Source organism: Rhodococcus chondri, from assembly GCF_036327435.1.
GTDB classification, from domain to species: domain Bacteria; phylum Actinomycetota; class Actinomycetes; order Mycobacteriales; family Mycobacteriaceae; genus Rhodococcus; species Rhodococcus chondri.
Map to the genome: position 1 here is coordinate 26070 of NZ_JAUZMZ010000017.1, position 20790 is coordinate 46859.

General features: G+C 67.3%; 23 protein-coding genes. 12 read left to right on the plus strand and 11 right to left on the minus strand.

Features of this window, described 5'->3' with window-relative positions:
* Positions 1 to 107 precede the first annotated feature (107 nt).
* Complete coding sequence (locus Q8814_RS05085) at positions 108 to 821, plus strand: IclR family transcriptional regulator (protein WP_330150932.1); 714 nt, start codon at positions 108 to 110, stop codon at positions 819 to 821.
* Between the two features lie 27 nt (positions 822 to 848).
* On the opposite strand, the gene Q8814_RS05090 is transcribed toward Q8814_RS05085, so the two are convergent.
* Positions 849 to 1118, minus strand: coding sequence for a DUF2277 domain-containing protein (locus Q8814_RS05090; RefSeq protein WP_330150933.1), 270 nt, complete (start codon positions 1116 to 1118; stop codon positions 849 to 851).
* 121 nt (positions 1119 to 1239) lie between these two features.
* Here Q8814_RS05090 and Q8814_RS05095 point away from each other — a divergent pair, with 121 nt between their 5' ends.
* Positions 1240 to 1644 carry a hypothetical protein gene (locus tag Q8814_RS05095; RefSeq protein ID WP_330150934.1) on the plus strand — a complete coding sequence of 135 codons (405 nt, stop codon included), beginning with the start codon at positions 1240 to 1242 and terminating at the stop codon, positions 1642 to 1644.
* 51 nt (positions 1645 to 1695) lie between these two features.
* On the opposite strand, the gene Q8814_RS05100 is transcribed toward Q8814_RS05095, so the two are convergent.
* The 4 genes from Q8814_RS05100 to Q8814_RS05115 are packed head-to-tail and all read right to left on the minus strand — an operon-like array spanning position 1696 to position 5513.
* On the minus strand, positions 1696 to 2850 hold the full coding sequence (locus tag Q8814_RS05100; protein ID WP_330150935.1) for an acetyl-CoA C-acetyltransferase: 1155 nt from the start codon (positions 2848 to 2850) through the stop codon (positions 1696 to 1698).
* 9 nt (positions 2851 to 2859) lie between these two features.
* Positions 2860 to 3474 (minus strand): TetR/AcrR family transcriptional regulator, encoded by a 615-nt coding sequence (locus Q8814_RS05105; RefSeq protein ID WP_330150936.1) that lies wholly within the window; start codon positions 3472 to 3474, stop codon positions 2860 to 2862.
* An 18-nt stretch (positions 3475 to 3492) separates the two neighbouring features.
* Entirely contained in the window at positions 3493 to 4308 is an 816-nt protein-coding gene (locus tag Q8814_RS05110) for an SDR family oxidoreductase (protein WP_330150937.1), read from the minus strand.
* A complete protein-coding gene (locus tag Q8814_RS05115; RefSeq protein WP_330150938.1) occupies positions 4305 to 5513 on the minus strand; it encodes an acyl-CoA dehydrogenase family protein in 1209 nt (402 codons plus the stop codon). Before Q8814_RS05115 ends, Q8814_RS05110 begins: the two co-directional genes overlap by 4 nt.
* Positions 5514 to 5557: 44 nt before the next feature.
* On the opposite strand from Q8814_RS05115, the gene Q8814_RS05120 reads away from it, so the two are divergent.
* The 7 genes from Q8814_RS05120 (at position 5558) to Q8814_RS05150 (ending at position 12961) form a co-directional block, all read left to right on the plus strand.
* Positions 5558 to 7105 carry a FadD3 family acyl-CoA ligase gene (locus tag Q8814_RS05120; protein WP_330150939.1) on the plus strand — a complete coding sequence of 516 codons (1548 nt, stop codon included), beginning with the start codon at positions 5558 to 5560 and terminating at the stop codon, positions 7103 to 7105.
* Positions 7102 to 7974: an enoyl-CoA hydratase gene (locus Q8814_RS05125; protein ID WP_330150940.1), complete on the plus strand. Its 873-nt coding sequence runs from the start codon at positions 7102 to 7104 to the stop codon at positions 7972 to 7974. The genes Q8814_RS05120 and Q8814_RS05125 overlap by 4 nt, the downstream gene beginning before the upstream one ends.
* On the plus strand, positions 7974 to 9134 hold the full coding sequence (locus Q8814_RS05130) for an acyl-CoA dehydrogenase family protein (protein ID WP_330150941.1): 1161 nt from the start codon (positions 7974 to 7976) through the stop codon (positions 9132 to 9134). The genes Q8814_RS05125 and Q8814_RS05130 overlap by 1 nt, the downstream gene beginning before the upstream one ends.
* The gene (locus Q8814_RS05135) at positions 9131 to 10105 is read left to right on the plus strand and encodes an acyl-CoA dehydrogenase family protein (RefSeq protein WP_330150942.1); all 975 of its coding nucleotides are present in this window, start codon (positions 9131 to 9133) and stop codon (positions 10103 to 10105) included. Before Q8814_RS05130 ends, Q8814_RS05135 begins: the two co-directional genes overlap by 4 nt.
* Entirely contained in the window at positions 10102 to 11151 is a 1050-nt protein-coding gene (locus tag Q8814_RS05140; protein ID WP_330150943.1) for an acyl-CoA dehydrogenase family protein, read from the plus strand. The genes Q8814_RS05135 and Q8814_RS05140 overlap by 4 nt, the downstream gene beginning before the upstream one ends.
* A gap of 108 nt (positions 11152 to 11259) precedes the next feature.
* Positions 11260 to 12135, plus strand: coding sequence for an aldo/keto reductase (locus Q8814_RS05145; protein WP_330150944.1), 876 nt, complete (start codon positions 11260 to 11262; stop codon positions 12133 to 12135).
* Between the two features lie 88 nt (positions 12136 to 12223).
* Positions 12224 to 12961: an acetoacetate decarboxylase family protein gene (locus Q8814_RS05150; RefSeq protein ID WP_330150945.1), complete on the plus strand. Its 738-nt coding sequence runs from the start codon at positions 12224 to 12226 to the stop codon at positions 12959 to 12961.
* A gap of 37 nt (positions 12962 to 12998) precedes the next feature.
* Here Q8814_RS05150 and Q8814_RS05155 read toward each other — a convergent pair whose 3' ends face one another.
* From Q8814_RS05155 to Q8814_RS05165, 3 genes are read right to left on the minus strand one after another with little or no spacing between them, the layout of a single operon-like run.
* A complete protein-coding gene (locus tag Q8814_RS05155; protein ID WP_330150946.1) occupies positions 12999 to 13691 on the minus strand; it encodes a GntR family transcriptional regulator in 693 nt (230 codons plus the stop codon).
* Positions 13678 to 14412 carry a maleate cis-trans isomerase family protein gene (locus tag Q8814_RS05160; protein WP_330150947.1) on the minus strand — a complete coding sequence of 245 codons (735 nt, stop codon included), beginning with the start codon at positions 14410 to 14412 and terminating at the stop codon, positions 13678 to 13680. Before Q8814_RS05160 ends, Q8814_RS05155 begins: the two co-directional genes overlap by 14 nt.
* A 29-nt stretch (positions 14413 to 14441) precedes the next feature.
* Entirely contained in the window at positions 14442 to 15182 is a 741-nt protein-coding gene (locus Q8814_RS05165) for a maleate cis-trans isomerase family protein (protein ID WP_330150948.1), read from the minus strand.
* Positions 15183 to 15265: 83 nt separating this feature from the next.
* Between Q8814_RS05165 and Q8814_RS05170 the strand changes: the two genes are divergently transcribed.
* Positions 15266 to 16240 carry a D-2-hydroxyacid dehydrogenase gene (locus tag Q8814_RS05170; RefSeq protein WP_330150949.1) on the plus strand — a complete coding sequence of 325 codons (975 nt, stop codon included), beginning with the start codon at positions 15266 to 15268 and terminating at the stop codon, positions 16238 to 16240.
* 33 nt (positions 16241 to 16273) lie between these two features.
* On the plus strand, positions 16274 to 17644 hold the full coding sequence (locus Q8814_RS05175; RefSeq protein WP_330150950.1) for an amidase: 1371 nt from the start codon (positions 16274 to 16276) through the stop codon (positions 17642 to 17644).
* Positions 17645 to 17741: 97 nt separating this feature from the next.
* On the opposite strand, the gene Q8814_RS05180 is transcribed toward Q8814_RS05175, so the two are convergent.
* The 3 genes from Q8814_RS05180 to Q8814_RS05190 all read right to left on the minus strand — a co-directional run bounded on the left by Q8814_RS05180 (position 17742) and on the right by Q8814_RS05190 (position 19849).
* Positions 17742 to 17945 (minus strand): cold-shock protein, encoded by a 204-nt coding sequence (locus Q8814_RS05180; protein WP_330150951.1) that lies wholly within the window; start codon positions 17943 to 17945, stop codon positions 17742 to 17744.
* Positions 17946 to 18073: 128 nt separating this feature from the next.
* Positions 18074 to 18577, minus strand: a complete 504-nt coding sequence (locus Q8814_RS05185; RefSeq protein WP_330150952.1) for a DUF3830 family protein — start codon at positions 18575 to 18577, stop codon at positions 18074 to 18076.
* Between the two features lie 30 nt (positions 18578 to 18607).
* Positions 18608 to 19849, minus strand: a complete 1242-nt coding sequence (locus tag Q8814_RS05190) for an aspartate aminotransferase family protein (RefSeq protein ID WP_330150953.1) — start codon at positions 19847 to 19849, stop codon at positions 18608 to 18610.
* A 117-nt stretch (positions 19850 to 19966) separates the two neighbouring features.
* On the opposite strand from Q8814_RS05190, the gene Q8814_RS05195 reads away from it, so the two are divergent.
* Positions 19967 to 20790, plus strand: an 824-nt coding sequence (locus Q8814_RS05195; protein WP_330150954.1) for an aldehyde dehydrogenase family protein, incomplete at its 3' end; no start/stop codon positions are given.

Below are 20790 nucleotides of genomic sequence, written 5' to 3' on the forward strand. Positions count from 1 at the left end.
CGCACACCCGCGTCCACCGACAGCCGTGTTTCCGGTGGGCGGAACTATCGCCGGCAGCGCCGATACGGTGTGTTACCTATTGCAGGAGACGAGGGAGAGGCCAACAGATGCAGCTGCACAGCTCTGCCGAGAGTCCGACGGGAACCCTGCAACGCGTGGCACTGATCCTCGACGCGTTCACCGGCGCGGAGACATTGAACCTGTCGCAGATCGTCGCCGCCACCGGACTGCCTCGAACGTCCGTGCACCGCGCGTTGGAGCAGCTGGTCCTGCTTCGATGGGTGCACCGTCACGGCATGGACTACCAGCTCGGGATGCGCATGATCGAGTTGGGTGCCGTGGCCGCGCAACAGAATTCACTTCGCAGAATCGCGCTTCCCAGCTTGCGTCGGCTGCACCGGGAAACCGGATGCATCGTGCACCTGGGCGTGCTCGACGGGCCGGACGCGGTGTACCTCGAAAAGGTCGGTGGAGATCTCGTTCCCAGCATCCGATCCGGGGCCGGTTACCGTCTGCCTGCGAAGTCGTCGACGATCGGGAAGGCGCTCCTGGCCGTCGAGGGATCCGGAGGCGTGGACACACCGGACACCGACCGAGTGCGTGAACTGCGAATCGCGTACGGCCAGGAGCGATGCATGAAGGGCTTCAGCTGCGTGGCGGTACCCATCGGCCCGATGGAGCGCACCGAATCTGCCGCTGCACTATCGGTGTTCGGCCCGGCCGGAAAGATCGCCGACAAACATCTTCGAGTATCGGCGCAGCTCGCGGCGACCGAAATCTGCCGGCGGATGAGGGATCGGCACCAGCGGGTGGGTGCGTAGCGGCGGCCTGTTCCCGGCCGCGGCGAGTCAGCCCCCGGCAGCCATGCGCGCCCGGACCTCGGGTCGTCTGAGCGGCGGGACCGTCGGCGGCGGTTGCCGGCGTTGTGGCAGTTCGGCGAGCAGCCGGGCGGTCGTCTCGGTGACCTCCGCGACCGCGCGTTCGAACGGTTCCCGGTTGGCGTCGGACAGTTTGTGGATTCCGCTGACCTTACGGACGTACTGGCGGGCGGCCGCCTCGATCTCCTCGGCGGTCGCTGCCGGTTCGAGTCCGCGCAGCTCTGTGATGTTCCGGCACATGATTCGAAGGGTAGTCCCCAACGGCCCAGCCGACCGGTCCGCCCAAGATACGGACGTATGCCGCACATCCCCGTAGGGTCGGTCCATCCCACTGCGATCCATCCGCACTGCAAGGAGCCGAATGAGAGTCCGTTACGTGAGCGCTGCCGCGGCCGTGTTGTCCACCGCGGCCGTCTTCCTGACCATTCCCGGTGTCGCAGGTGCCGCGGCGACGGCGGATGTCGTCCCGGGACGTACTCGGGTGATGGTGACCGTGCACGGCGTGCCGGTTCATCCGGAAAGCTGCCGGGTCGACCCTGATGTAGAAGGCAATACCCGGAGTCTGCCGTTGGAGCCGTCGGGCACGATGGTCGCGCACAACGTCGCGCCCGGTCCCCGCCGGGTTCGGGTGTGGTGCCCCGACGGCGGCGTCATCTTCGAGCGCATCGTCGACGTGCTTCCCGCGGACCCGCTGGCGGACGCGGCCGACACCGTGTTCCGGACTGCCGGCAGCAGCGACCGCGTCACCGATCCGACGCTTCGGTAGTGCCGCATGCGGTATCCGTCCCGGCCACGTCCGGGACGGATACCGGTGTCGTCAGGCTTCGATGCGCTCGATGATCGTCACGTTCGCGGTGCCGCCACCTTCGCAGATGGTGAGCAGGCCGTAGCGGCCACCGGTGCGCTCGAGTTCGTTGAGCAGCGTGGCCATCAGCTTCGTGCCGGTCGCGCCCAGCGGATGACCGAGTGCGATGGCGCCGCCGTTGACGTTGACCTTGGCCGGGTCGGCGCCGATCTCCTTGATCCAGGCGAGCACGACCGGCGCGAAGGCCTCGTTGATCTCGACCAGGTCGATATCGTCGATGGTCAGGCCGGCCTTCTCGAGCGCGTACTGCGTCGCCGGGATGGGTGCGGTGAGCATGAAGATCGGATCGTCGCCGCGGGCACTGAGGTGATGGATGCGGGCGCGCGGCTTCAGGCCGTGCTTCTTCACGGCTTCGCCGGAGGCCAGCAGCACCGCAGACGCGCCGTCGGAGATCTGGCTCGCGACCGCGGCGGTGATACGACCACCCTCGACGAGCGGCTGCAGCGTCGCCATCTTCTCGAGGCTGGTGTCCCGGGGGCCCTCGTCGACGGTCGCGTCGCCGAGCGGCACGATCTCGTTGTCGAAGCGGCCCGCGGCGATCGCGGCCTTGGCGCGCTCGTGGCTCTGCAGCGCCCACTTCTCGAGTTCCTCGCGGCTGACGTCCCACTTCTCGGCGATCATCTCGGCGCCCTTGAACTGCGACACCTCGTCGCTGCCGTAGCGCTCGGTCCAGCCCTTCGACCCGCCGAACGGGGAGTCGAAGCCGTACTGCTGTCCGACGATCATCGCGGCCGAGATCGGGATCTGCGACATGTTCTGCACGCCGCCGGCGACGATGAGGTCGGCGGTGCCGGACAGGATCGCCTGCGCGCCGAAGTGGATCGCCTGCTGGCTCGACCCGCACTGCCGGTCGACGGTGACGCCGGGAACATGCTGCGGGTAGCCGGCGGCCAGCCACGCGGTGCGGGCGATGTTGCCGGCCTGACCACCGATGGCGTCGACACATCCGAAGATCACGTCGTCGACGTCGGCGGGGTCGATGGCGGTGCGGCCGACGACGGCCTTGATGACGTGCGCTCCGAGATCAGCGGGGTGGACGTCGGACAGCCCGCCCTTCTTCTTCCCGATGGGTGTGCGCACCGCGTCGATGATGTAGGCCTCGGTCATGTTTACTCCTCAATCAGTTTCGGGGCTGGAGAGCCCGTCGAGAACGATGGAAAGATACTGCTGCGCAACGTGTTCTGCGGTGATGGTGCCGCCGGGGCGGTACCAGCGCACGGCAACCCACACGGTGTCGCGCAGGAACCGGAAGGCGAGTTCGACGTCGATGTCGGGCCGGAAACTGCCGTCGCCGACCCCGCGTTCGATCACGCCGACCCACAATTGACGGAATTCGATGTTGAGCTCGCCGATGTACGAGAAGCGGCCGCTGCCGTCGAGGTGCTTGGCCTCGTCCTGATAGATCGCGACGGCCGCGTGGGATCGGTCGATCGACTCGTACGATGCGGTGACGAGCGCCTCGAGTGTGGCGCGCGAGTCGAGGCCGGACGCGACGATCTTGCGGTAGCGGTCGAACAGATCGTCGAGGAATCCGTGCAGGATTTCGTCGACCATCGACTCCTTGGAGTCGAAGTGGTGGTAGAGGCTGCCCGACAGGATTCCGGCGGCGTCGGCGATGTCGCGGACGGTGGTTGCCCGCACACCGCGCGACGCGAACAGCTCGGCAGCGATGCCGAGCAGCTCGGCCCGCCGGCCGGACTTTCCGGCAGAGTCGTCACGAGACGGAGACATGCACAAGCCTTTCGAGTACTACGCCCGCTGGGAGGAAACCGACACGACTTCGCCGGTCAGGTAGGTGGTGTAGTCGCTCGCCAGCATTGCGATGGTCGCTGCGACCTCCCACACTTCGGCAGCTCGACCGTACGCCTCGCCGGACGCGAGCCGGTCGAGCAAGTCCTCGCTCGTGACCTTGGCGAGGAACGCGTGCCGCGCGATCGACGGAGCAACGGCGTTGATGCGCACCCCGTACTCGGCGGCCTCGATCGCGGAGCAGCGGGTCAGTGCCATGACGCCGGCCTTCGCCGCCGCATAATGGGCCTGGGAGTGCTGTGCGCGCCATCCGAGCACCGAGGCGTTGTTGACGAGCACGCCGCCGTGATCGACCGACCGGAAGTACCGAAGCGCCGCGCGAGTGGCCCGGAAGGTGCTGGTGAGCGTGATGTCGAGGACACGGTCCCACTGCTCGTCGGTCATCTCCACGACGGGGGTTTCGCCACCGAGGCCGGCGTTGTTGATCAGCACGTCGATGCGGCCGAGCTGCTCGGCGGCACCGGCGATGAGTGCGTCGACCTGTTCGGTGGACGACACGTCGCAGACGATCGACGCGACCCGCTGCTCCGGGAACTCCGCGGCGAGCTTGTCCGCCGCCTCGCCGAGCCGTCGTTCGTGGAAGTCGGAGAGCAATACGTCGGCGCCTTCGAGCAGGGAGCGGCGGGCCGACGAGAAGCCGATTCCGGTGCCGGCCGCCGCCGTGACGACGACCTTCTTACCCGTGAGCAGCCCGTGGCCGGGTGTTTCGACGGGCGGGGTGGCGAGCGGTGATGGGGTCTGGGGTGTAGCGGTCACGGACGTGCCTCCCGGGGAAGGCCGAGCACACGCTCGGCGATGATGTTGCGCTGGATCTCGTTGGATCCGCCGTAGATGGTGTCGGCGCGGGTGAACAGGAACAGTCGCTGCCACTCGGCGAGCTCGAGGTGTTCGGGGTCGGTGATCTGCGACGGCGTTCCGGCGTGGTCGTGGTCGGGTCCGACCAGTGATGCGGCTCCCTGCACTTCCATCGCCAGCTTGCCGAGATCGCGATGCCAGTTGGCCCACAACAGCTTCGCGACCGAGGCCTGGCCGGGGTCGGCGTCGTCGAGGGTACGGACGGCGTGCGCGCGCATGACCCGCAGCCCGATGCGCGCACGGGCGATCTTCTCCGCGATGTTCGGGTCTTCGAGGGCACCGTTGGCGGCGGCGAGGTCGACGACCTCCTGCAACTCGCGCGCGAATCCGATCTGCTGCCCGAGGGTGGACACGCCACGCTCGAAGGTCAGCAGGCCCATGGCGACCTTCCATCCGTCGCCCGGCGCACCGACGACGAGGTCGGCGTCGGTGACCGCGTCGTCGAAGAACACCTCGTTGAATTCCGATGTGCCGGTGAGCTGCTGGATGGGCCGCACCGTGACACCGGGCTGATCGAGCGGGACCAGCAGGAAGCTCAGGCCGTGGTGCCGGGACGAGCCGGGTTCGGTCCGCGCGACGACGAACGCCCACTGCGCCACGTGCGCGAGCGACGTCCACACCTTCTGTCCGTTGATGATCCACTTGTCGCCGTCGAGACGCGCGGTGGTCGAGACGTTGGCGAGGTCCGATCCGGCGCCCGGTTCGGAATAGCCCTGCGCCCACAGTTCGGTGACGTTGCGGATACCGGGCAGGAAGCGCCGCTTCTGCTCCTCGGTTCCGAACGCGATGAGGGTGGGGCCCAGGAGCTCCTCACCGAGGTGGTTGACGCGGGCAGGCGCGTCGGCCTTCGCGTATTCCTCGTGGAAGATCACCCGTTGTTCGAGGGTGGCGCCGCGGCCGCCGTGTTCGGTGGGCCAGCCGATGCAGGTCCAGCCGGAGGCAGCGAGGTGCCGGTCCCATTCCAGGCGCTGCTCGAAGAATTCGTGCTCGCTGCCGGGCCCACCTTTACCCCTGAGCTCGGCAAATTCGCCGGTCAGGTTCTCGTCGAGCCACTGCCGGACGGTGGCTGCAAACTCGGCATTGTTCAGGCTCTCGCTCTCATGCACATCTGTACGATAACCTACCAAGCAATTGCTAGGTAGGGAGCTCCGTGAACACGCAACAGAGAACCACCCCGGCCGCCGTCGTCCATGCCGCAGAGAGCTGGAGCGACCGGCTCGCAGTCGCCGACGGCGACACCCGACTGACCTTCGCACAACTTCACACACGTGTCCGGGACTTCGCCGCCGCACTCGTCGGACGCGGCATCGAACCGGGCGCGCGAGTCGCGATCTGGTCGCCGAACACCTTCCACTGGGAAATCGCTGCTCTCGGCGTGCATTGGGCCGGCGGCACCGTCGTCCCGGTGAACACCCGATACACCGGCACCGAGGCCGCGGACATCGTCGAGCGGGTACACGCGGCGGCGCTCGTCGTCGCCGGCGACTTTCTCGGCAGCGACCGCTATGCGGATCTGTGCGCGGCCGCACCGGACCTCGAGATTTCGACTGTCATCCGAATCCCACTGGGCGGGAACGACACCGATCTCGACAACGTGATCGGCTGGGACGAGTTCCTCGCCGGCGCAACCGACGACCTGCGGAACGAGGCGGACGCCCGCGCGGAGGCGGTCGGGCCCGACGACGTCGCCGACATCCTCTTCACCTCCGGCACCACGGGCCGCAGTAAAGGCGTGCTCAGCGCCCAGCGACAGCTCATCGGCGTCGCACAGGCATGGGCCGACTGCGCCGACCTCTCGGTCGACGACAACTACCTGATCATCAACCCGTTCTTCCACAGCTTCGGCTACAAGGCCGGGTTCGTCGCCGCACTGCTCGCCGGTTCCACCGTGGTGCCGATGGCCGTGTTCGACGTCGAAAAGGTCATGGCGATCGTGTCCGAGGAGAAGATCAGCGTGCTGCCCGGCCCGCCGACGATCTACCAGAGCATCCTCGACCACCCCCGTCGCGACGCGTACGACCTGTCCAACCTGCGCATCGCGGTCACCGGTGCCGCCCCCGTGCCCGTGTCACTGGTCGAACGGATGCAGAGCGAACTCAACTTCGACGCCGTGCTCACCGCGTACGGGCAGACCGAGGCCGTGGTCGCGACCATGTGCCGCACCGACGACGATCCCGTCACCGTGTCCAAGTCGTCCGGTCGCGCGACGGCAGAGTTCGAGGTCCGCATCGGCGAGAAGGACGAGATCCTGCTGCGCGGGCCGAACGTCATGCTCGGTTACCTCGACGATCCCGAAGCCACCGCGAAGACCATCGACGCGGACGGGTGGCTCCACACCGGCGACGTCGGTGTCCTCGACGACCGCGGCTACCTCGACATCACCGACCGCCTCAAGGACATGTACATCAGCGGAGGCTTCAACGTGTATCCCGCCGAGGTCGAGGCGGCACTGTTGCGCGTACCCGGCGTCCACGAGGTCGCGGTGATCGGTGTTCCCGACGACCGGATGGGCGAAGTGGGGCGCGCGTTCATCGTTCCACTGGACGGGAGCGGCCTCACCGAGGACGACGTCGTCGCGTATGCCATAGAGAAGCTGGCCAAATTCAAGGTTCCCCGGTCGGTGCGGTTCGTCGACTCGCTGCCCCGTAACCCTTCCGGCAAAGTTTTGAAAAACGTTCTGCGTGAGGAGAAGTCATGACCGTACCGTTCGAGCCCGATGTCGTCACCTACGAGGTGCGTGACGGTGTCGCAATCGTCACCCTCAATCGACCCGATTACCGCAACGCCCAGAACTCGGTGATGACCTACGCCCTCGACGCAGCGTTCGAGAAGGCCGTCGAGGACGACGAGGTGAAGGTGATCGTGCTCGCCGGCAACGGCAAGCACTTCTCCGCGGGCCACGATCTCGGCACCCCGGGCCGCGACCACCACGTGCACTACGACAACAAGGCCGTCATGTGGTGGGACCACGTGGACAAGCCGGGCGGCGACCAGCGCTACGCGCGTGAGATGGAGGTGTACCTGGGGATGTGCCGCCGCTGGCGCGAGATCCCCAAGCCCACCATCGCGTCGGTGCAGGGCGCCTGCATCGCCGGCGGTCTCATGCTCGCATGGGTGTGCGATCTCATCGTCGCCTCCGACGACGCGTTCTTCTCCGACCCGGTGGTGCGCATGGGCATCCCGGGCGTCGAGTACTTCGCCCATCCGTGGATTCTCGGAACCCGCTTCGCGAAGGAAATCCTCTACACCGGCGACCGGTTCAGCGCACAGCGTGCGTACGAGGTGGGCATGGTCAGCCGCGTGGTCGCGCGCGACGATCTCGAGTCCGAAACGCTTGCTCTCGCAGGACGGATCGCCGAGATGCCCCGCTTCGGCCTGGCGCTCACCAAGCGCGCGGTCAACCAGTGCGAAGATCAGATGGGTATGCGCAACGGCATGGACTCGGTGTTCGGCCTGCACCACTTCGCGCACGCACACAACGCGGAGGTCGGCACCGACTCGCTCGGTGGCATGAACGCCAAGTCGATGGCCGCGAGCGCGCGACCCGCCGAAGGTGGTGCGAAGTAGTGGATCTCGCACTCGACGACGCCACCCTCGCATTCCGCGACGAGGTACGCGCCTTCCTCGCGGAGAACGTCCCCCGCACCCCACTGAAGTCGATGGACACCGCCGAGGGCTTCGAGGAACACCGGCAGTGGGAACGGCTGATGGCCGACGCACGCATGTCGGTGGTCTCGTGGCCGGCCGAACTCGGTGGCCGCGACGCCACGCTGCAGCAGTGGGTGGTGTTCGAGGAGGAGTACTACCGGTCCGGTGCGCCCGGTCGCGTGAGCCAGAACGGCATCTTCCTGCTCGCCCCGACCCTGTTCGAGCACGCGCACCCCGAGCAGCTCGCCCGCATCATGCCGCGGATGGCCCGCTCCGAAGACATCTGGGCGCAGGCGTGGTCGGAACCCGAATCCGGCAGCGACCTCGCTTCGCTGCGCTCGACGGCCACGAAGGTCGACGGCGGCTGGCTGCTCAACGGCCAGAAGACCTGGAGCTCGCGCGCGAGCTTCGCCGACTGCGGCTTCGGGCTCTTCCGCAGCGACCCGGATGCCCAGCGGCACAAGGGAATCACCTACTTCATGTTCGACCTGCGGGCGAACGGCGTCACGGTGCGCCCGATTGCGCAGCTCGACGGCGAACCCGGATTCGCGGAGATCTTCCTCGAAGACGTGTTCGTCCCCGACGATCCCGACCATCCCGGCGATTCGGGAGTCATCGGTGCCGTGAACGAGGGCTGGCGGGTCGCGATGAGCACCGCCTCGAACGAGCGTGGCCTGTCGCTGCGCGCCCCCGGCCGCTTCCTCGCGACCACCGACCGGCTGCTGCGCGCGTACCGCGAGTCCGACCGCCGCGACGATGCCACCATGCGCAACCGGGTCGCCGACGCCTGGATCGGTGCCCGCGCCTACGAACTCTCGACGTGGGGCACCGTCACACGGCTGCAGAACGGCGGACAGCTCGGCGCCGAATCGTCGATCAACAAGGTCTTCTGGTCCGAATGGGACATCGCCACGCACGAGACGGCACTGGAGCTGCAGGGACCGGAGGCCGAGCTCGTCGACTCGTGGACGGACGGTTACCTGTTCTCACTGTCGGGCCCGATCTACGCCGGCACCAACGAGATCCAGAAGAACGTCATCGCCGAGCGTCTGCTCGGCCTACCGAAGGGCGACCGATGAGATTCGCGCTCGATTCGTCCCACGAGGACTTCGCGTCCAGCATCGACGCGCTGCTCACCAAATCCGACATGCCGGCCGTGATCCGCGCCTGGAACTCCGGTGACACCGGACCCGGCCTGAAAGTGTGGCAGCGACTCGCCGAGACCGGCGTCAACGGGCTCCTCATCGCCGAGGAACACGACGGCCTCGGCGCCGACGCGGTGGACCTCGTCGTCGCCGTCGAACAACTCGGTCGCCACGCCGTGCCGGGACCGGTCGTCGAGACCGTGGCCGTCGCACCCGCCTTGCTGTCCGCAGTGGCCCCGGAGCGGCTCGCCGCACTCGCGGAAGGGTCGCTGGCTACGGTCGCGGCGACCCCGCACGCACCGTTCGCTGTCGACGCCGACGCGGCCGACCTGGTGCTGCTCGTCGACGGCGACACCGTGTCGCTGGGCACCGCCGGAGAGGCGCGCAACTCGGTGGACCAGTCGCGCCGGCTGTACCCGGTGACGGCCGCCGAGCAGCTCGGCACCGTCGGCTTCGAGGCGGCCTTCGATCTCGGCGCCCTCGCGACCGCGGCGCAACTGCAGGGGCTCGGCCGGACACTGCTCGACAGCACCGTCGAATATGCCCAGCAGCGCAAGCAGTTCGGTCGGGCGATCGGTTCGTTCCAGGCGATCAAGCACCACCTCGCCGAGGTGGCCGTGGCACTCGAAATGGCGCGGCCGTTGCTGCACGGAGCCGCACTGTCCGTGCGGGACGGGTCGCCGACGGCATCGCGTGACGTGTCGGCGGCGCAGGTGGCGTGCGGCGACGCCGCATACCTGGCCGCCCGGGTCGCGCTGCAGGTCCACGGGGCGATCGGATACACCCAGGAACACGACCTGTCGCTGTGGCTGACGAAGGTGCGTGCACTCGTCACCGCGTGGGGCACGCCGGATGTCCACCGCGCCCGGGTGGTCGCCTCTCTCGAAAGCGGGGCAGCGTCGTGACGTTCGAGAACGAAGACCGCGCGGCACTGCGCGAATCGGTGCGCAACCTCCTCGCGAAGCATTCCGATTCGGCCGCGGTCCGCAAGGCCATCTCCTCCCCCGACGGCTACGACCGCGAACTGTGGTCGCGGCTCGTCGAACAGGTCGGAGTCGCGGCGCTCGCCGTCCCCGAGGAGTACGACGGCGTCGGCGCATCGCTGGCCGAAACCCATGTGGTGCTCGAAGAACTGGGCCGGTCCCTGACCCCGTCACCGTTCCTCGGCTCCGCGGTGCTCGCCGCGCAGGCCCTGCTCCTGTCCGGCGACACCGACGCCGCGCCGCGCCTGCTTCCCGGTATCGCCGCCGGTGACGTCGTCGCGTTGTGCTGGGCGTCGGAAGCCGGCTGGCACACCCCGGGTGTGAGGGTGGACGGCGACGTCCTGACCGGCACGGCGAACTACGTGCTCGGCGGCGATGTCGCGTCGAGCCTGCTCGTTCTCGCGACAGAGGGCGACACGATCGCGCTGTTCGAGGTGGATCCGGAAGCCGACGGTGTCGCGCGGCGCCGCGTCCCCACGATGGATCCCACCCGCACCCTGTCCGAGGTGTCGTTCTCCGCGGTGGCGGCGCGTCGTCTGTCCTCCCCCGACGACCTGGCGGACCGCCTGCGCACGGTCGCGCTGATCGCCGTGTCTGCGGAACAGGTGGGTGCAGCCCAGGCAGCGCTGGATCTCACCGTCGAATACGCGAAGAACCGCAAGCAGTTCGGTCGGGTCATCGGGTCGTTCCAGGCGCTCAAGCACCGGATGGCCGACATGTATGCCCTGGTGGAAACAGCCCGGTCGATGTCGCACGCGGCGGCGCTGTCGCAGGACCCGCAGGACGCGTACGCGGCAAAGATCTATTGTTCCGAGGCATTCGAGCAGGTCGCGGCCGAAACCGTCCAGTTGCACGGCGGAATCGCGATCACGTGGGAGCACGATGCGCAGCTGTTCTTCAAACGGGCGCACGGCACGGCGCAGTTGTTCGGTCAGCCCCGCGAATATCTGCACGCGGTCGCGGGCTGACAGCCGGGCCCGGACGACCCGCAAAGGGTATACCCGCCGAGCGGGGCGCAGCGACAAGAACTCGCGCAGCGTCCCGCTCGGCCGGTGGGTAGTCGTTAGCCTTGAGGCATGACAGCTCCCGACATCACGCTGAATTCCGGAACCACCATCCCGCAGCTCGGCCTGGGAGTGTGGCAGGCCACCAACGACGAGACCGAGCGTGCAGTACGGTCCGCGCTCGACGATGCCGGTTACCGGCACATCGACACCGCCGCGGCGTACGGCAACGAGGAAGGCGTGGGGCGTGCGCTCGCCGGATCGCCGGTGCCGCGCGAGGATGTCTTCCTCACCACCAAGCTGTGGAACTCCGATCAGGGCTACGAACCCGCGCTGAAGGCGTTCGATGCGAGCCTGCAACGGCTCGGCACCGATTACGTCGACCTGTACCTGATCCACTGGCCGCTGCAGAACGACGAGCGTCTGCTGCGCACCTGGGACGCACTCGAGAAGATCGCCGAGTCGGGTAGGGCGAAGGCGATCGGCGTGTGCAACTTCGAGCCGCGTCACCTGCAGTTGCTCGTCGACCGCGGCGGCATGCTGCCGGCCGTCGACCAGGTGGAACTTCACCCGCATCTGCCTCAGCACGCGATCCGCTCGTTCGCGGCCGACCACGGCATCGCCGTCGAATCGTGGAGCCCGCTGGGGGGTACCAGCAACTCGGGATGGGGTCCGAATTCGAAGCCCAACACGTTGCTCGTCGATCCGATCATCACGCGAATCGCGGACCGTCACAGCAAGTCGGCAGCTCAGGTGCTGATTCGCTGGCATCTGCAGAACGGGTTGATCGTCATCCCGAAGTCGGTCCACGAAGACCGCATCGCCCAGAACATCGACGTGTTCGATTTCGAGCTCACCGACCTCGACATCAGCGAGATCGAGACCTTGGACGACGGCACGCGGGTCGGCGCGCACCCGGACGAGCTGAATATCGGTGCCCCCGACTGACCGACGGGATCGCGTTCGATACTCGCAATCCGTGACTGGAACGTGTTCTCATATTGGTGCCGCACTGTCGATGCATCGAAAGGCCACCATGAAGGACACGACCACCCACATGGTGCTGGGCACACCCGTCGAGATGCCGGTACAGATCCGTACCGCCACGGCGTTCATGGCGATGTTCTCGGTACCCATCGGCCGGGCGCAGTCGCTGATCGCCGACACGGGACTCGAGATCCTGCAATACCGGCCGGGGCGCGGGCTGTGCACCGTCGTGTTCGTCGACTACGTCGACGGAGATCTCGGCCCCTACAACGAGTTCGGCGTGTGCTTCCTGGTCCGCGACCACACCCGTCGCGGCGGCACGGTGGCGCAGGACCTGCGGGCACTGGTCGCGGGCCGCGCAGGCGCGCTGATTCATCGGCTGCCGGTGGACGGCGAGTTCACCCTCGCCGCCGGACGCGGCATCTGGGGATTCCCGAAGACGCTGGCCGAATTCGATGCCGATCACCACAGCGATATCAGGCGCGGAGCGGTGACCGTCGACGATCGCCTGATCGCCGAGTTGTCCGTCGCGCCGGGTATCCCGGTGCCGGGCAACGGCATGGCCGCGTCGCTGGCCGCGTACTCGCACCTCGACGGAGTGACGCGGCGTACGACGTGGGAAATGAATCCCAGTGGCGTCCGGACCCGTATCGGCGGGGCGACCCTGAAACTCGGCACCCATCCGATAGCCGAGGAACTGAAGTCGCTGGGATTGCCGAAGCGCGCATTGATCTCGTCGTCCATACCGGACCTGAAGATGACGTTCGGCGATGCCGCCATCATCTGACCAGACATGATCCGACGAGCCGTGGTCCGGCGACCGGTCAGGCGGTGACCGGGCCGTCCACGTCCTGCATGGCGCGGAGCCGGTCCACCGCGTCGTGGAGGTGTTCGACGAGAAGCGCCCGCACCACGTCCGGTTCCGCCGATCGGATGGCCTCGCGCAACGCGACGTGTTCGTCGACCTGTTCGTGGAGGTCGGGGTAAGTGGTCTGCAGCGCCCCCAGACACATCCTGGTTTCGACCAGCAGGGTGCGTGCCGCCCGGACGAGGCGCGGGCTCGACGAGCTCGCCACGAGGATCTCGTGGAAGCGCTGATCGCCGTCGGAGACCCCTGCGGCATCGCCCCGGTCCGCGGCGGCGCGCATCGCGGCGACCGCCGGCTCGAGGTCTTGCCACGCCTGCTCGCGGCGGCCGTCGATCACCAGGTCGAGCGCTCCCCCTTCGATCACGTGACGGCTGCGGTAGATGTCGACGACATCGTCGAACGTCAGTTCCGTGACGAAGATGCCGCGGTTCCGGATGCTGTAGAGCAGCCCTTCGGACACGAGCCGCTGCATGGCTTCGCGAAGGGGACCGCGCGACACGGCGAAATGCGCGGCCAATTCGGCTTCCCCGAGCTGGGTGCCGGGTTCGAGGATGCCACGGACGATCGCCGACCGTAGTTGCTCGGCGATCAACTCTGCCGTCGACATCCGGGCGACGGGCGGGAACCCGTCGAGATCACCGAGCGCCATGATCGATTTCCTCCTCGAACAGTGTGCCCAGCTCCGGGCGCACCACCTTAACTCCGGCGAGCCGGAGACCTTCCCACACGGTCACCTGGTTGGCGGTGAGAACGGGCTTACCGACGTGCTTTTCGAGTTCCCGCAGAAACCGCAGGGTGTGCATCGCCGTGTCGGGTACGACGAGTGCCTGCGCATCGGGATGGTCGGCGGCGGCGGCGAGATCGAGGACTTCGCCGGAGGTGAGGGTTCCGACCTGCGCGGCCGTTTCGATCCCGGCGCCGGTGAACGACACGGCATCGACTCCGGCCGCAGCCAGAAATTCGACGAACAGTGCACTGACGTCCTGCGGGTAACTGGCCGCCACGGCGACCCGGGTGGTTCGAAGTACCCGCAGCGCCTGGACGAATGCGAAGCTCGTGCTCGAGGTGGGGACAGCCCCGGCCGCGGCGGAGAGTTGCTCGACCTGGCGGCGAGCGCCGTCCGGTCCGTACACGAAGCTGCCCGACGTACACGCCCAGACGAGCGCGTCGGGTTTCGCGGTCGCAAGGTGCGCCGCGCCCCCCGCGAGTTTGCCGGGGCTGCCGAGGTCGAGGAGTTCGGGCACCGCGTGCAGGTCGGTGCCGTAGATGTGGGCGACGGGAAACTCGACACCGAGAAGCCCGGCGGCGAACGCATAGTCGTCCTCTGCAGCATGGTCGGGATAGATGATTCCCACCGTGTGTCTTGTCATCAGGTGTCTTGTCATCAGGTGTCTTGTCATCAGAAGACGCCCCGCAGCCATTTTCCGGGTCCGACCATCGGCAGTCTCATCCGTCCGAGGCAGGCCCAGATGGTGAGTTGGTTGGCGGTGAGTACCGGTTTGCCGAGTTCACGTTCGATGGGTGCGATCAGGTCGTAGGTCGGCAGGTTGGTGCAGCTGACGAAGATCGCCTCGGCGTCCGGCGTGTCTGCGCCGATGATGTGTTCGGCGATGGTGCGATAGTTGACCTTCCAGATCCCACCGCCGAGACCCAGGTGAGTGGACCGCACCACTTCGGTTCCGGCCTCGGCGAGGAAGCTGTGCAGCAGATACGTCAGTTCCTCGTCGTACGGCGTGATCACCGAGATCTTGGTGAGATTCAGTTCGCGCGCCGCCTCGAGCAGGGCGCCGGACGTGGTCACCGCGCACGGTGCGCCGGCCTCGCAGATCGCGTCGCGCAGTTCCTTCTCGTAGGCCACGCCCTTGATGAAGCTGCCGGACGTACACAGGTAGGCCACGACCTCCGGTTCGACGTGCAGGACGTCGCGGGTTGCCGCCATGAGGTGACGGCGGTCGGAGACCAGTTCGGCCATCGCTCTGCTGACCGGGACCGGCTCGTACGGGGTGCGGGCGAGGTGCAGGCTCACCTCGAGCGGAGTCCATCGCCACAGTTCCCGCTCGAGCGCGAGGTCGAACGGAGCGATTACACCGACTCCCCGCTGAGCCAGGGGCCCCTCGAACTCGGGGATGTTCAGTTCCATACGCCCCCACCGATTCAGTCCAGGAGACCCAAGCAGATTGCAAGATTGTTGACAATAATACGAGGCACTCATACGGTGTCAACGTGAGAGCGAATCCGGTTGTGGCGGTACTGCATGCCGAGGCCGTGCCCGACACCGTACACATGGCGCCGGTGGCCGCACGCGCAGACATCCGCTACACCGACGCCGCCGGCCTGGCCGCGGCTCTCGACGGAGCCGACGTCCTGTTCGTCTACGACTTCCTCACCGACGCACTGCCCCGAGCATGGCACGCCGCACGGACCGTGGACTGGATCCACGTAGCCGCAGCGGGTGTCGACCCGCTGATGTTCCCCGAACTGCGCGACAGCGACGTCACGGTCACCAACTCGAGCGGCGTGTTCGACGAAGCAATCGCCGAATACGTTCTGGCCCAGATCCTCTCGTTCGCAAAAGACATACCGGAATCACTACGTCTGCAGCGCGACCACACGTGGCTGCATCGGGAATCCGAACGTATCGCCGGTCGCACCGTGCTCGTCGTCGGCACAGGACCCATCGGCCGCGCCATCGCACGCCTGCTGACCGCGGTCGGCATGCGGGTGCGGGGGTCGGGCAGACGCGCCCGCGTCAGCGATCCCGACTTCGGTACCGTCACGCCCACCGAGGACCTCCCTGCGGCGCTCGCCGGCGCGGACTTCGTGGTGGTCGCCGCGCCGTTGACCGAACAGACCCGCAACCTGTTCGACGCCGGTATGTTCGGTGCGATGAAACCGGGCGCCCGTTTCGTCAACGTCGGTCGCGGCGATCTCGTACGCACCGGCGACCTCGTCGACGCCCTCCGGACGGGCACCATCGCGGGCGCGGCCCTCGACGTCGTCGACACCGAACCGCTCCCCGACGGCCATCCGCTCTGGGACATGCCGAATGTTGTGATCACACCGCACAACTCCGGAGATTTCGTCGGCTGGCGCGAGGCCCTGATCGACGTGTTCGTCGAGAACTTCCAGCGCTGGCAGGTCGGCATGCCGCTCGACAACATCGTCGACAAACACCTCGGTTACGTACCGAGTTCCTGAGGTCCGATCCCGGTCGAAACCAAGGAGAACGCCATGAAGCCCACCGACATGACCGCGGTCGAACTCGTGACCGCCTTCTCCTCGGGTGAGCTGTCCCCGGTGGAATCGGCCAGAGCAGTCCTCGACGGAATCGCCGAACTCGACCGTGACATCAATGCGTTCTGTCTGGTCGACGAGGAACGAACCCTGGCACAGGCACGGGAATCGGAGGAGCGCTGGCGCACCGGCTACGCGAAGGGCCTACTGGACGGCGTACCGATCTCCATCAAGGACATCTTCCTCACCAAGGGTTGGCCGACGCTGCGCGGCTCGCAGGCCGTGGACCCCGGCCAGCGGTGGGACGTGGACAGTCCGGTCACCGCACGCCTGCGCGAGGACGGCATGGTGTTCGTCGGGAAGACCACCACACCGGAGATCGCCTGGAAGGCCGTGACCGACTCGGCGCTGTCCGGGGTCACTCGCAACCCGGTGGACCCGAGCAGGACCGCCGGCGGATCGTCCGGGGGCAGCGCCGCGGCAGTGGCCGCGGGTCTCGGGCCGTGTTCGGTGGGCACCGACGGTGGCGGAAGCATCCGCATTCCTGCCTCGTTCTGCGGCGTCGTCGGATTCAAGCCGACACACGGACGCATCCCGCTGTTCCCCGCGTCTCCGTTCGGGCCTCTCGCACACGCCGGTCCGATCACCCGGACCGTCGAGGACGCGGCGCTGCTGACCGACATCCTCTCACTGCCGGATCCTCGCGACCCGACGGCGCTGGCCCCACCGGCCATCACGTTCCGGGAAGCGCTGAATCGCGATCTGATCGGGCTCGGGATCGCATATTCGAAAACACTCGGCTACGTCACCGTCGATCCGGAGGTCGGCGACATCGTCGATCACGCGGTCCGCAGGCTCGACGAGGCCGGCCTGCCCGTGACCGAAGCGGACCCCGGATTCGGCGATCCACTCGACGCTTTCGAAGTGCTGTGGGCGTCCGGTGCCGCCGCCATGCTCAGGTCGTTCCCGGAGGGCACACGCGACAAGGTCGATCCCGGTTTGCGTGAGGTATGGGAGCGGGGTGAGCAGCTCGGCGCCGTCGACTACCTCGACGCGCGCGCGGTGGCCGCAGCTGTCGGTATCACGATGGGCGTGTTCCATCAGACCCACAACGTGCTGCTGACTCCGACGACGCCGATCACGGCGTTCGAAGCGGGCTACGACGTGCCACCCGGTTCGTCGGCGACGAGCTGGCCGCAGTGGACCCCGTTCTCGTACCCGTTCAACCTGTCGCAGCAGCCGGCGATCAGCATCCCGGTGGGACGAACCGCGGCCGGACTGCCGGTTGGGTTGCAGATCGTGGGGCCCCGGCATTCCGACGATCTGGTCCTCGCTGTCGCGAAATTCGCCGAATACGCTCTCGCCTGAGTCCGCGCGTTTCGCCAGGCCGGGGGCACGCGGAAGCCGAGAGAGATGAAAAGAGACCGCACCCGGCAGGGTGCGGTCTCTCTTTATGCGTCGCTGATCAGAGAGCGCGCACGTTGGTGGCCTGCGGGCCCTTCTGACCCTGGCCGACCTCGAACTCCACCTGCTGTCCCTCGTCGAGGGACTTGAAGCCGCTGCCCTGAATTTCCGAGAAGTGAACGAAAACATCCGGGGTGCCGTCGTCAGGAGCGATGAAACCAAAGCCCTTTTCGCCGTTGAACCACTTCACGATGCCCTGTGCCATACCGATACTCCCTACAACCTCGATCCGGGTCCTCACATCGAAGTCCCGATCTCGATACGTTGATTCTGCCACCTTGCGCGCCGCGGCGCCCGGCAGGGCACCTTTTCGGCCTCCGACCACGGTGCCGGTCAGTGTTCGGGAGCACGGGCGAAGCTCAGTGTCTCCCCCGCCGCGCCCTGCATCCACAGGTCGTTGCACGCGGCGGCCAGCTCCGTCAGGCCCTCGTCGATCGTGGCGAATACGTTTCCCGGCACCCATCCGACGTCGCCGTTGATGAGCAGGTTGTTGCGCCCGTAGAACAACGCCAGATCGGTGGCGCCCTGCTCCGCGTGCGCCTCGGATCCCGGCTCGTAACCGTACGCGGGGTTCCCGATCTCCCAGGGTTCGAAATCGAACAGGCACACGTCCCCGGGAACAGGCGTCACCGTGGGGTTCTCGCGGTGTGGGGCCGCGGTGATGCGCGGTACGAGCGTATAGACCTCGTTGCGTGCGTACTTGGCATGGAACGCCGCACCGCTTTGCGGCAACGCGTTCCATACCGCCTCACAGGTCAGCGGCGCTTCGTCGTCGAGCATCCTTGCACGGCAAGATATTCCACGTTTATCGAGGGCGATGGTGATGTATCTGGCCACAGAACCTCCCGTGTCGGGGTGCGGGCACGATCAGACCTCGGCGAGAACGTCGGACCAGATGCCGAGCGCCTCCTCGATCTGCTCCGAGGTCACGATCAACGGTGGGATCATCCGTACCACGTTCATGTACGCACCGCAGGTCAGGAGCAGCAATCCCTTGCGGGCGGCGAGTTGCTGCGCGGCGGTGGCCCGGTCTCGGTCGGGCGTACCGTCGGCCGCGGTGAATTCGCTGCCCACCATCAGGCCCAGACCGCGGACGTCACCCACGGCGTCGGTGGCCCGCGAGCGCGTGCCCTCGAGCAGTTCCGCCCCACGCACCGCCGCGTTCTCGACCAGACCCTCCTTCTCGATGACCTCGAGGGTTGCGACGGCCGCCGCGCAGGAGACCGCGTTGGCGCCGTACGTGCCACCCTGCGACCCCGGCCATGCACGGGCCATGAGCTCTTCGGATGCGGCGATGCCCGAGAGCGGGAATCCGCTCGCGAGCCCCTTCGCGATTGTGATCACGTCAGGGTCGGTGTCGAAGTGCTGATGCCCGAAGAACTTTCCGGTGCGGCCGAATCCGGTTTGGATCTCGTCGAATACCAGCAGGATGCCGTGCTCGTCGGCGCGCCGGCGCAGGCCCTGGAAGAAGACGGTGTTCCCGGGCACGTATCCACCCTCACCGAGAACGGGCTCGACCAGGAACGCAGCGGTCTCGCTCGGTGCGGTGACCGTCGCGAACAGGTAGTCCAGCTCGCGCAACGCGAAGTCGGTGGCGTGTTCTTCGGTCCATCCGTACCGGAAGGCGGTGGGGAACGGAGCGATGTGCACGCCCCCCATGAGGGGACCGAATCCCGCCGAGAAACGGGTTCCGGAGGTGGTCATGGACGCGGCCGCCACGGTGCGGCCGTGGAAGCCGCCGTGGAAGACGATGACGTTTGGGCGGCCGGTGGCCTGTCGCACCAGGCGCAGGGCGGCCTCGACGGCTTCGCTGCCGGAGTTGGCGAAGAACAGCGAGTCGAGCCCGTCGGGCAGGACCGCGCCGAGACGCTCGGTGAGCTCGAGCAGGGGGCGATGCATGACGGTCGTGTATTGCCCGTGGATGAGCGACCCGATTTGCCGGCGGGCAGCTTCGACGACGTGCGGATGACAGTGCCCGGTGCCGGTCACCCCGATTCCGGCGGTGAAGTCGAGGTACCGCCGGCCGTCGGTGCCGTGCACGTAGCAACCGGCAGCGTGGTCGACAGTGACGGGCGTGGCCTGCCGGAGCAGTGGTGACAGTCGAGTCATGGGGGCACCTCCCGGGTGCAACGGACGACCGATACTCGCGGACCGAAACTATTGTTGGATTGTTGACAATATGCATAACATGGGCAGAGGCCTGAGGCAACGGATGAAAGGCACGCCATGCTCGAGCACTCGGCGCTCAGCCGCACCGAAGAGTCCGTCGTCCGGAGCGTCCCCACCGGACTGTTCATCGACGGAAGATGGCAGGACACCGACCGTTCCTTTCCGGTCGTCGACCCCTCCACCGGCCGGGACCTGCGCTCGGTGGCCGATGCCGGTCCCGACGACGGCATGCGCGCGCTCGACGCCGCCGTGGCCGCGCAACCCGCGTGGGCAGCGACCACGCCGCGCGAGCGCGCAACCGTGCTGTCGAACGCCCATCGGCTCATGCTCGAACAGATCGATCGGCTGGCTCTGATCACCACCCTGGAGATGGGCAAACCCCTTGCCGAAGCACGTGGCGAAATCGCCTACGCCGCCGAGTTCTTCCGCTGGTTCTCCGAAGAGGCCGTCCGCATCGACGGTGGGTACATGCCGGCCCCGGGTGGCGGTTCGCGTTTTCTCGTGAGCCGGCAGCCGGTGGGTCCGAGCCTGCTCGTCACGCCCTGGAACTTCCCCATGGCGATGGGTACACGCAAGATCGGTCCCGCCCTCGCCGCCGGCTGCACCAGTGTCGTCAAACCCGCAAAGCAGACCCCGCTGTCACTGCTCGCCCTCGCCGACCTGCTCTCCGAAGCCGGAGTCCCTCCCGGGGTGGTCAATGTCATCACCACCTCGAAGGCGGACGAGGTGATGGCACCGCTCATCCTCGACCACCGGTCGCGCAAACTCTCGTTCACCGGATCCACCGCCGTCGGTGCCGCGGCCGACCGGCAGTGCCGCCATGCGTTCGGCGAGGCGGGTGCCGAATTCGTCTGCGATGCCCCGCTGGACGAGGAACCGGT

Bases quoted from the DNA above. Each gene is read 5' to 3' on its own strand.
- Q8814_RS05105 (WP_330150936.1), bottom strand. From the start codon at position 3,474: ATGTCTCCGTCTCGTGACGACTCTGCCGGAAAGTCCGGCCGGCGGGCC.
- Q8814_RS05090 (WP_330150933.1), bottom strand. From the start codon at position 1,118: ATGTGCCGGAACATCACAGAGCTGCGCGGACTCGAACCGGCAGCGACC.
- Q8814_RS05100 (WP_330150935.1), bottom strand. From the start codon at position 2,850: ATGACCGAGGCCTACATCATCGACGCGGTGCGCACACCCATCGGGAAG.
- Q8814_RS05145 (WP_330150944.1), top strand. From the start codon at position 11,260: ATGACAGCTCCCGACATCACGCTGAATTCCGGAACCACCATCCCGCAG.
- Q8814_RS05165 (WP_330150948.1), bottom strand. From the start codon at position 15,182: ATGGAACTGAACATCCCCGAGTTCGAGGGGCCCCTGGCTCAGCGGGGA.
- Q8814_RS05160 (WP_330150947.1), bottom strand. From the start codon at position 14,412: ATGACAAGACACACGGTGGGAATCATCTATCCCGACCATGCTGCAGAG.
- Q8814_RS05190 (WP_330150953.1), bottom strand. From the start codon at position 19,849: ATGACTCGACTGTCACCACTGCTCCGGCAGGCCACGCCCGTCACTGTC.
- Q8814_RS05155 (WP_330150946.1), bottom strand. From the start codon at position 13,691: ATGGCGCTCGGTGATCTCGACGGGTTCCCGCCCGTCGCCCGGATGTCG.
- Q8814_RS05095 (WP_330150934.1), top strand. From the start codon at position 1,240: ATGAGAGTCCGTTACGTGAGCGCTGCCGCGGCCGTGTTGTCCACCGCG.
- Q8814_RS05135 (WP_330150942.1), top strand. From the start codon at position 9,131: ATGAGATTCGCGCTCGATTCGTCCCACGAGGACTTCGCGTCCAGCATC.
- Q8814_RS05180 (WP_330150951.1), bottom strand. From the start codon at position 17,945: ATGGCACAGGGCATCGTGAAGTGGTTCAACGGCGAAAAGGGCTTTGGT.
- Q8814_RS05175 (WP_330150950.1), top strand. From the start codon at position 16,274: ATGAAGCCCACCGACATGACCGCGGTCGAACTCGTGACCGCCTTCTCC.
- Q8814_RS05085 (WP_330150932.1), top strand. From the start codon at position 108: ATGCAGCTGCACAGCTCTGCCGAGAGTCCGACGGGAACCCTGCAACGC.
- Q8814_RS05125 (WP_330150940.1), top strand. From the start codon at position 7,102: ATGACCGTACCGTTCGAGCCCGATGTCGTCACCTACGAGGTGCGTGAC.
- Q8814_RS05150 (WP_330150945.1), top strand. From the start codon at position 12,224: ATGAAGGACACGACCACCCACATGGTGCTGGGCACACCCGTCGAGATG.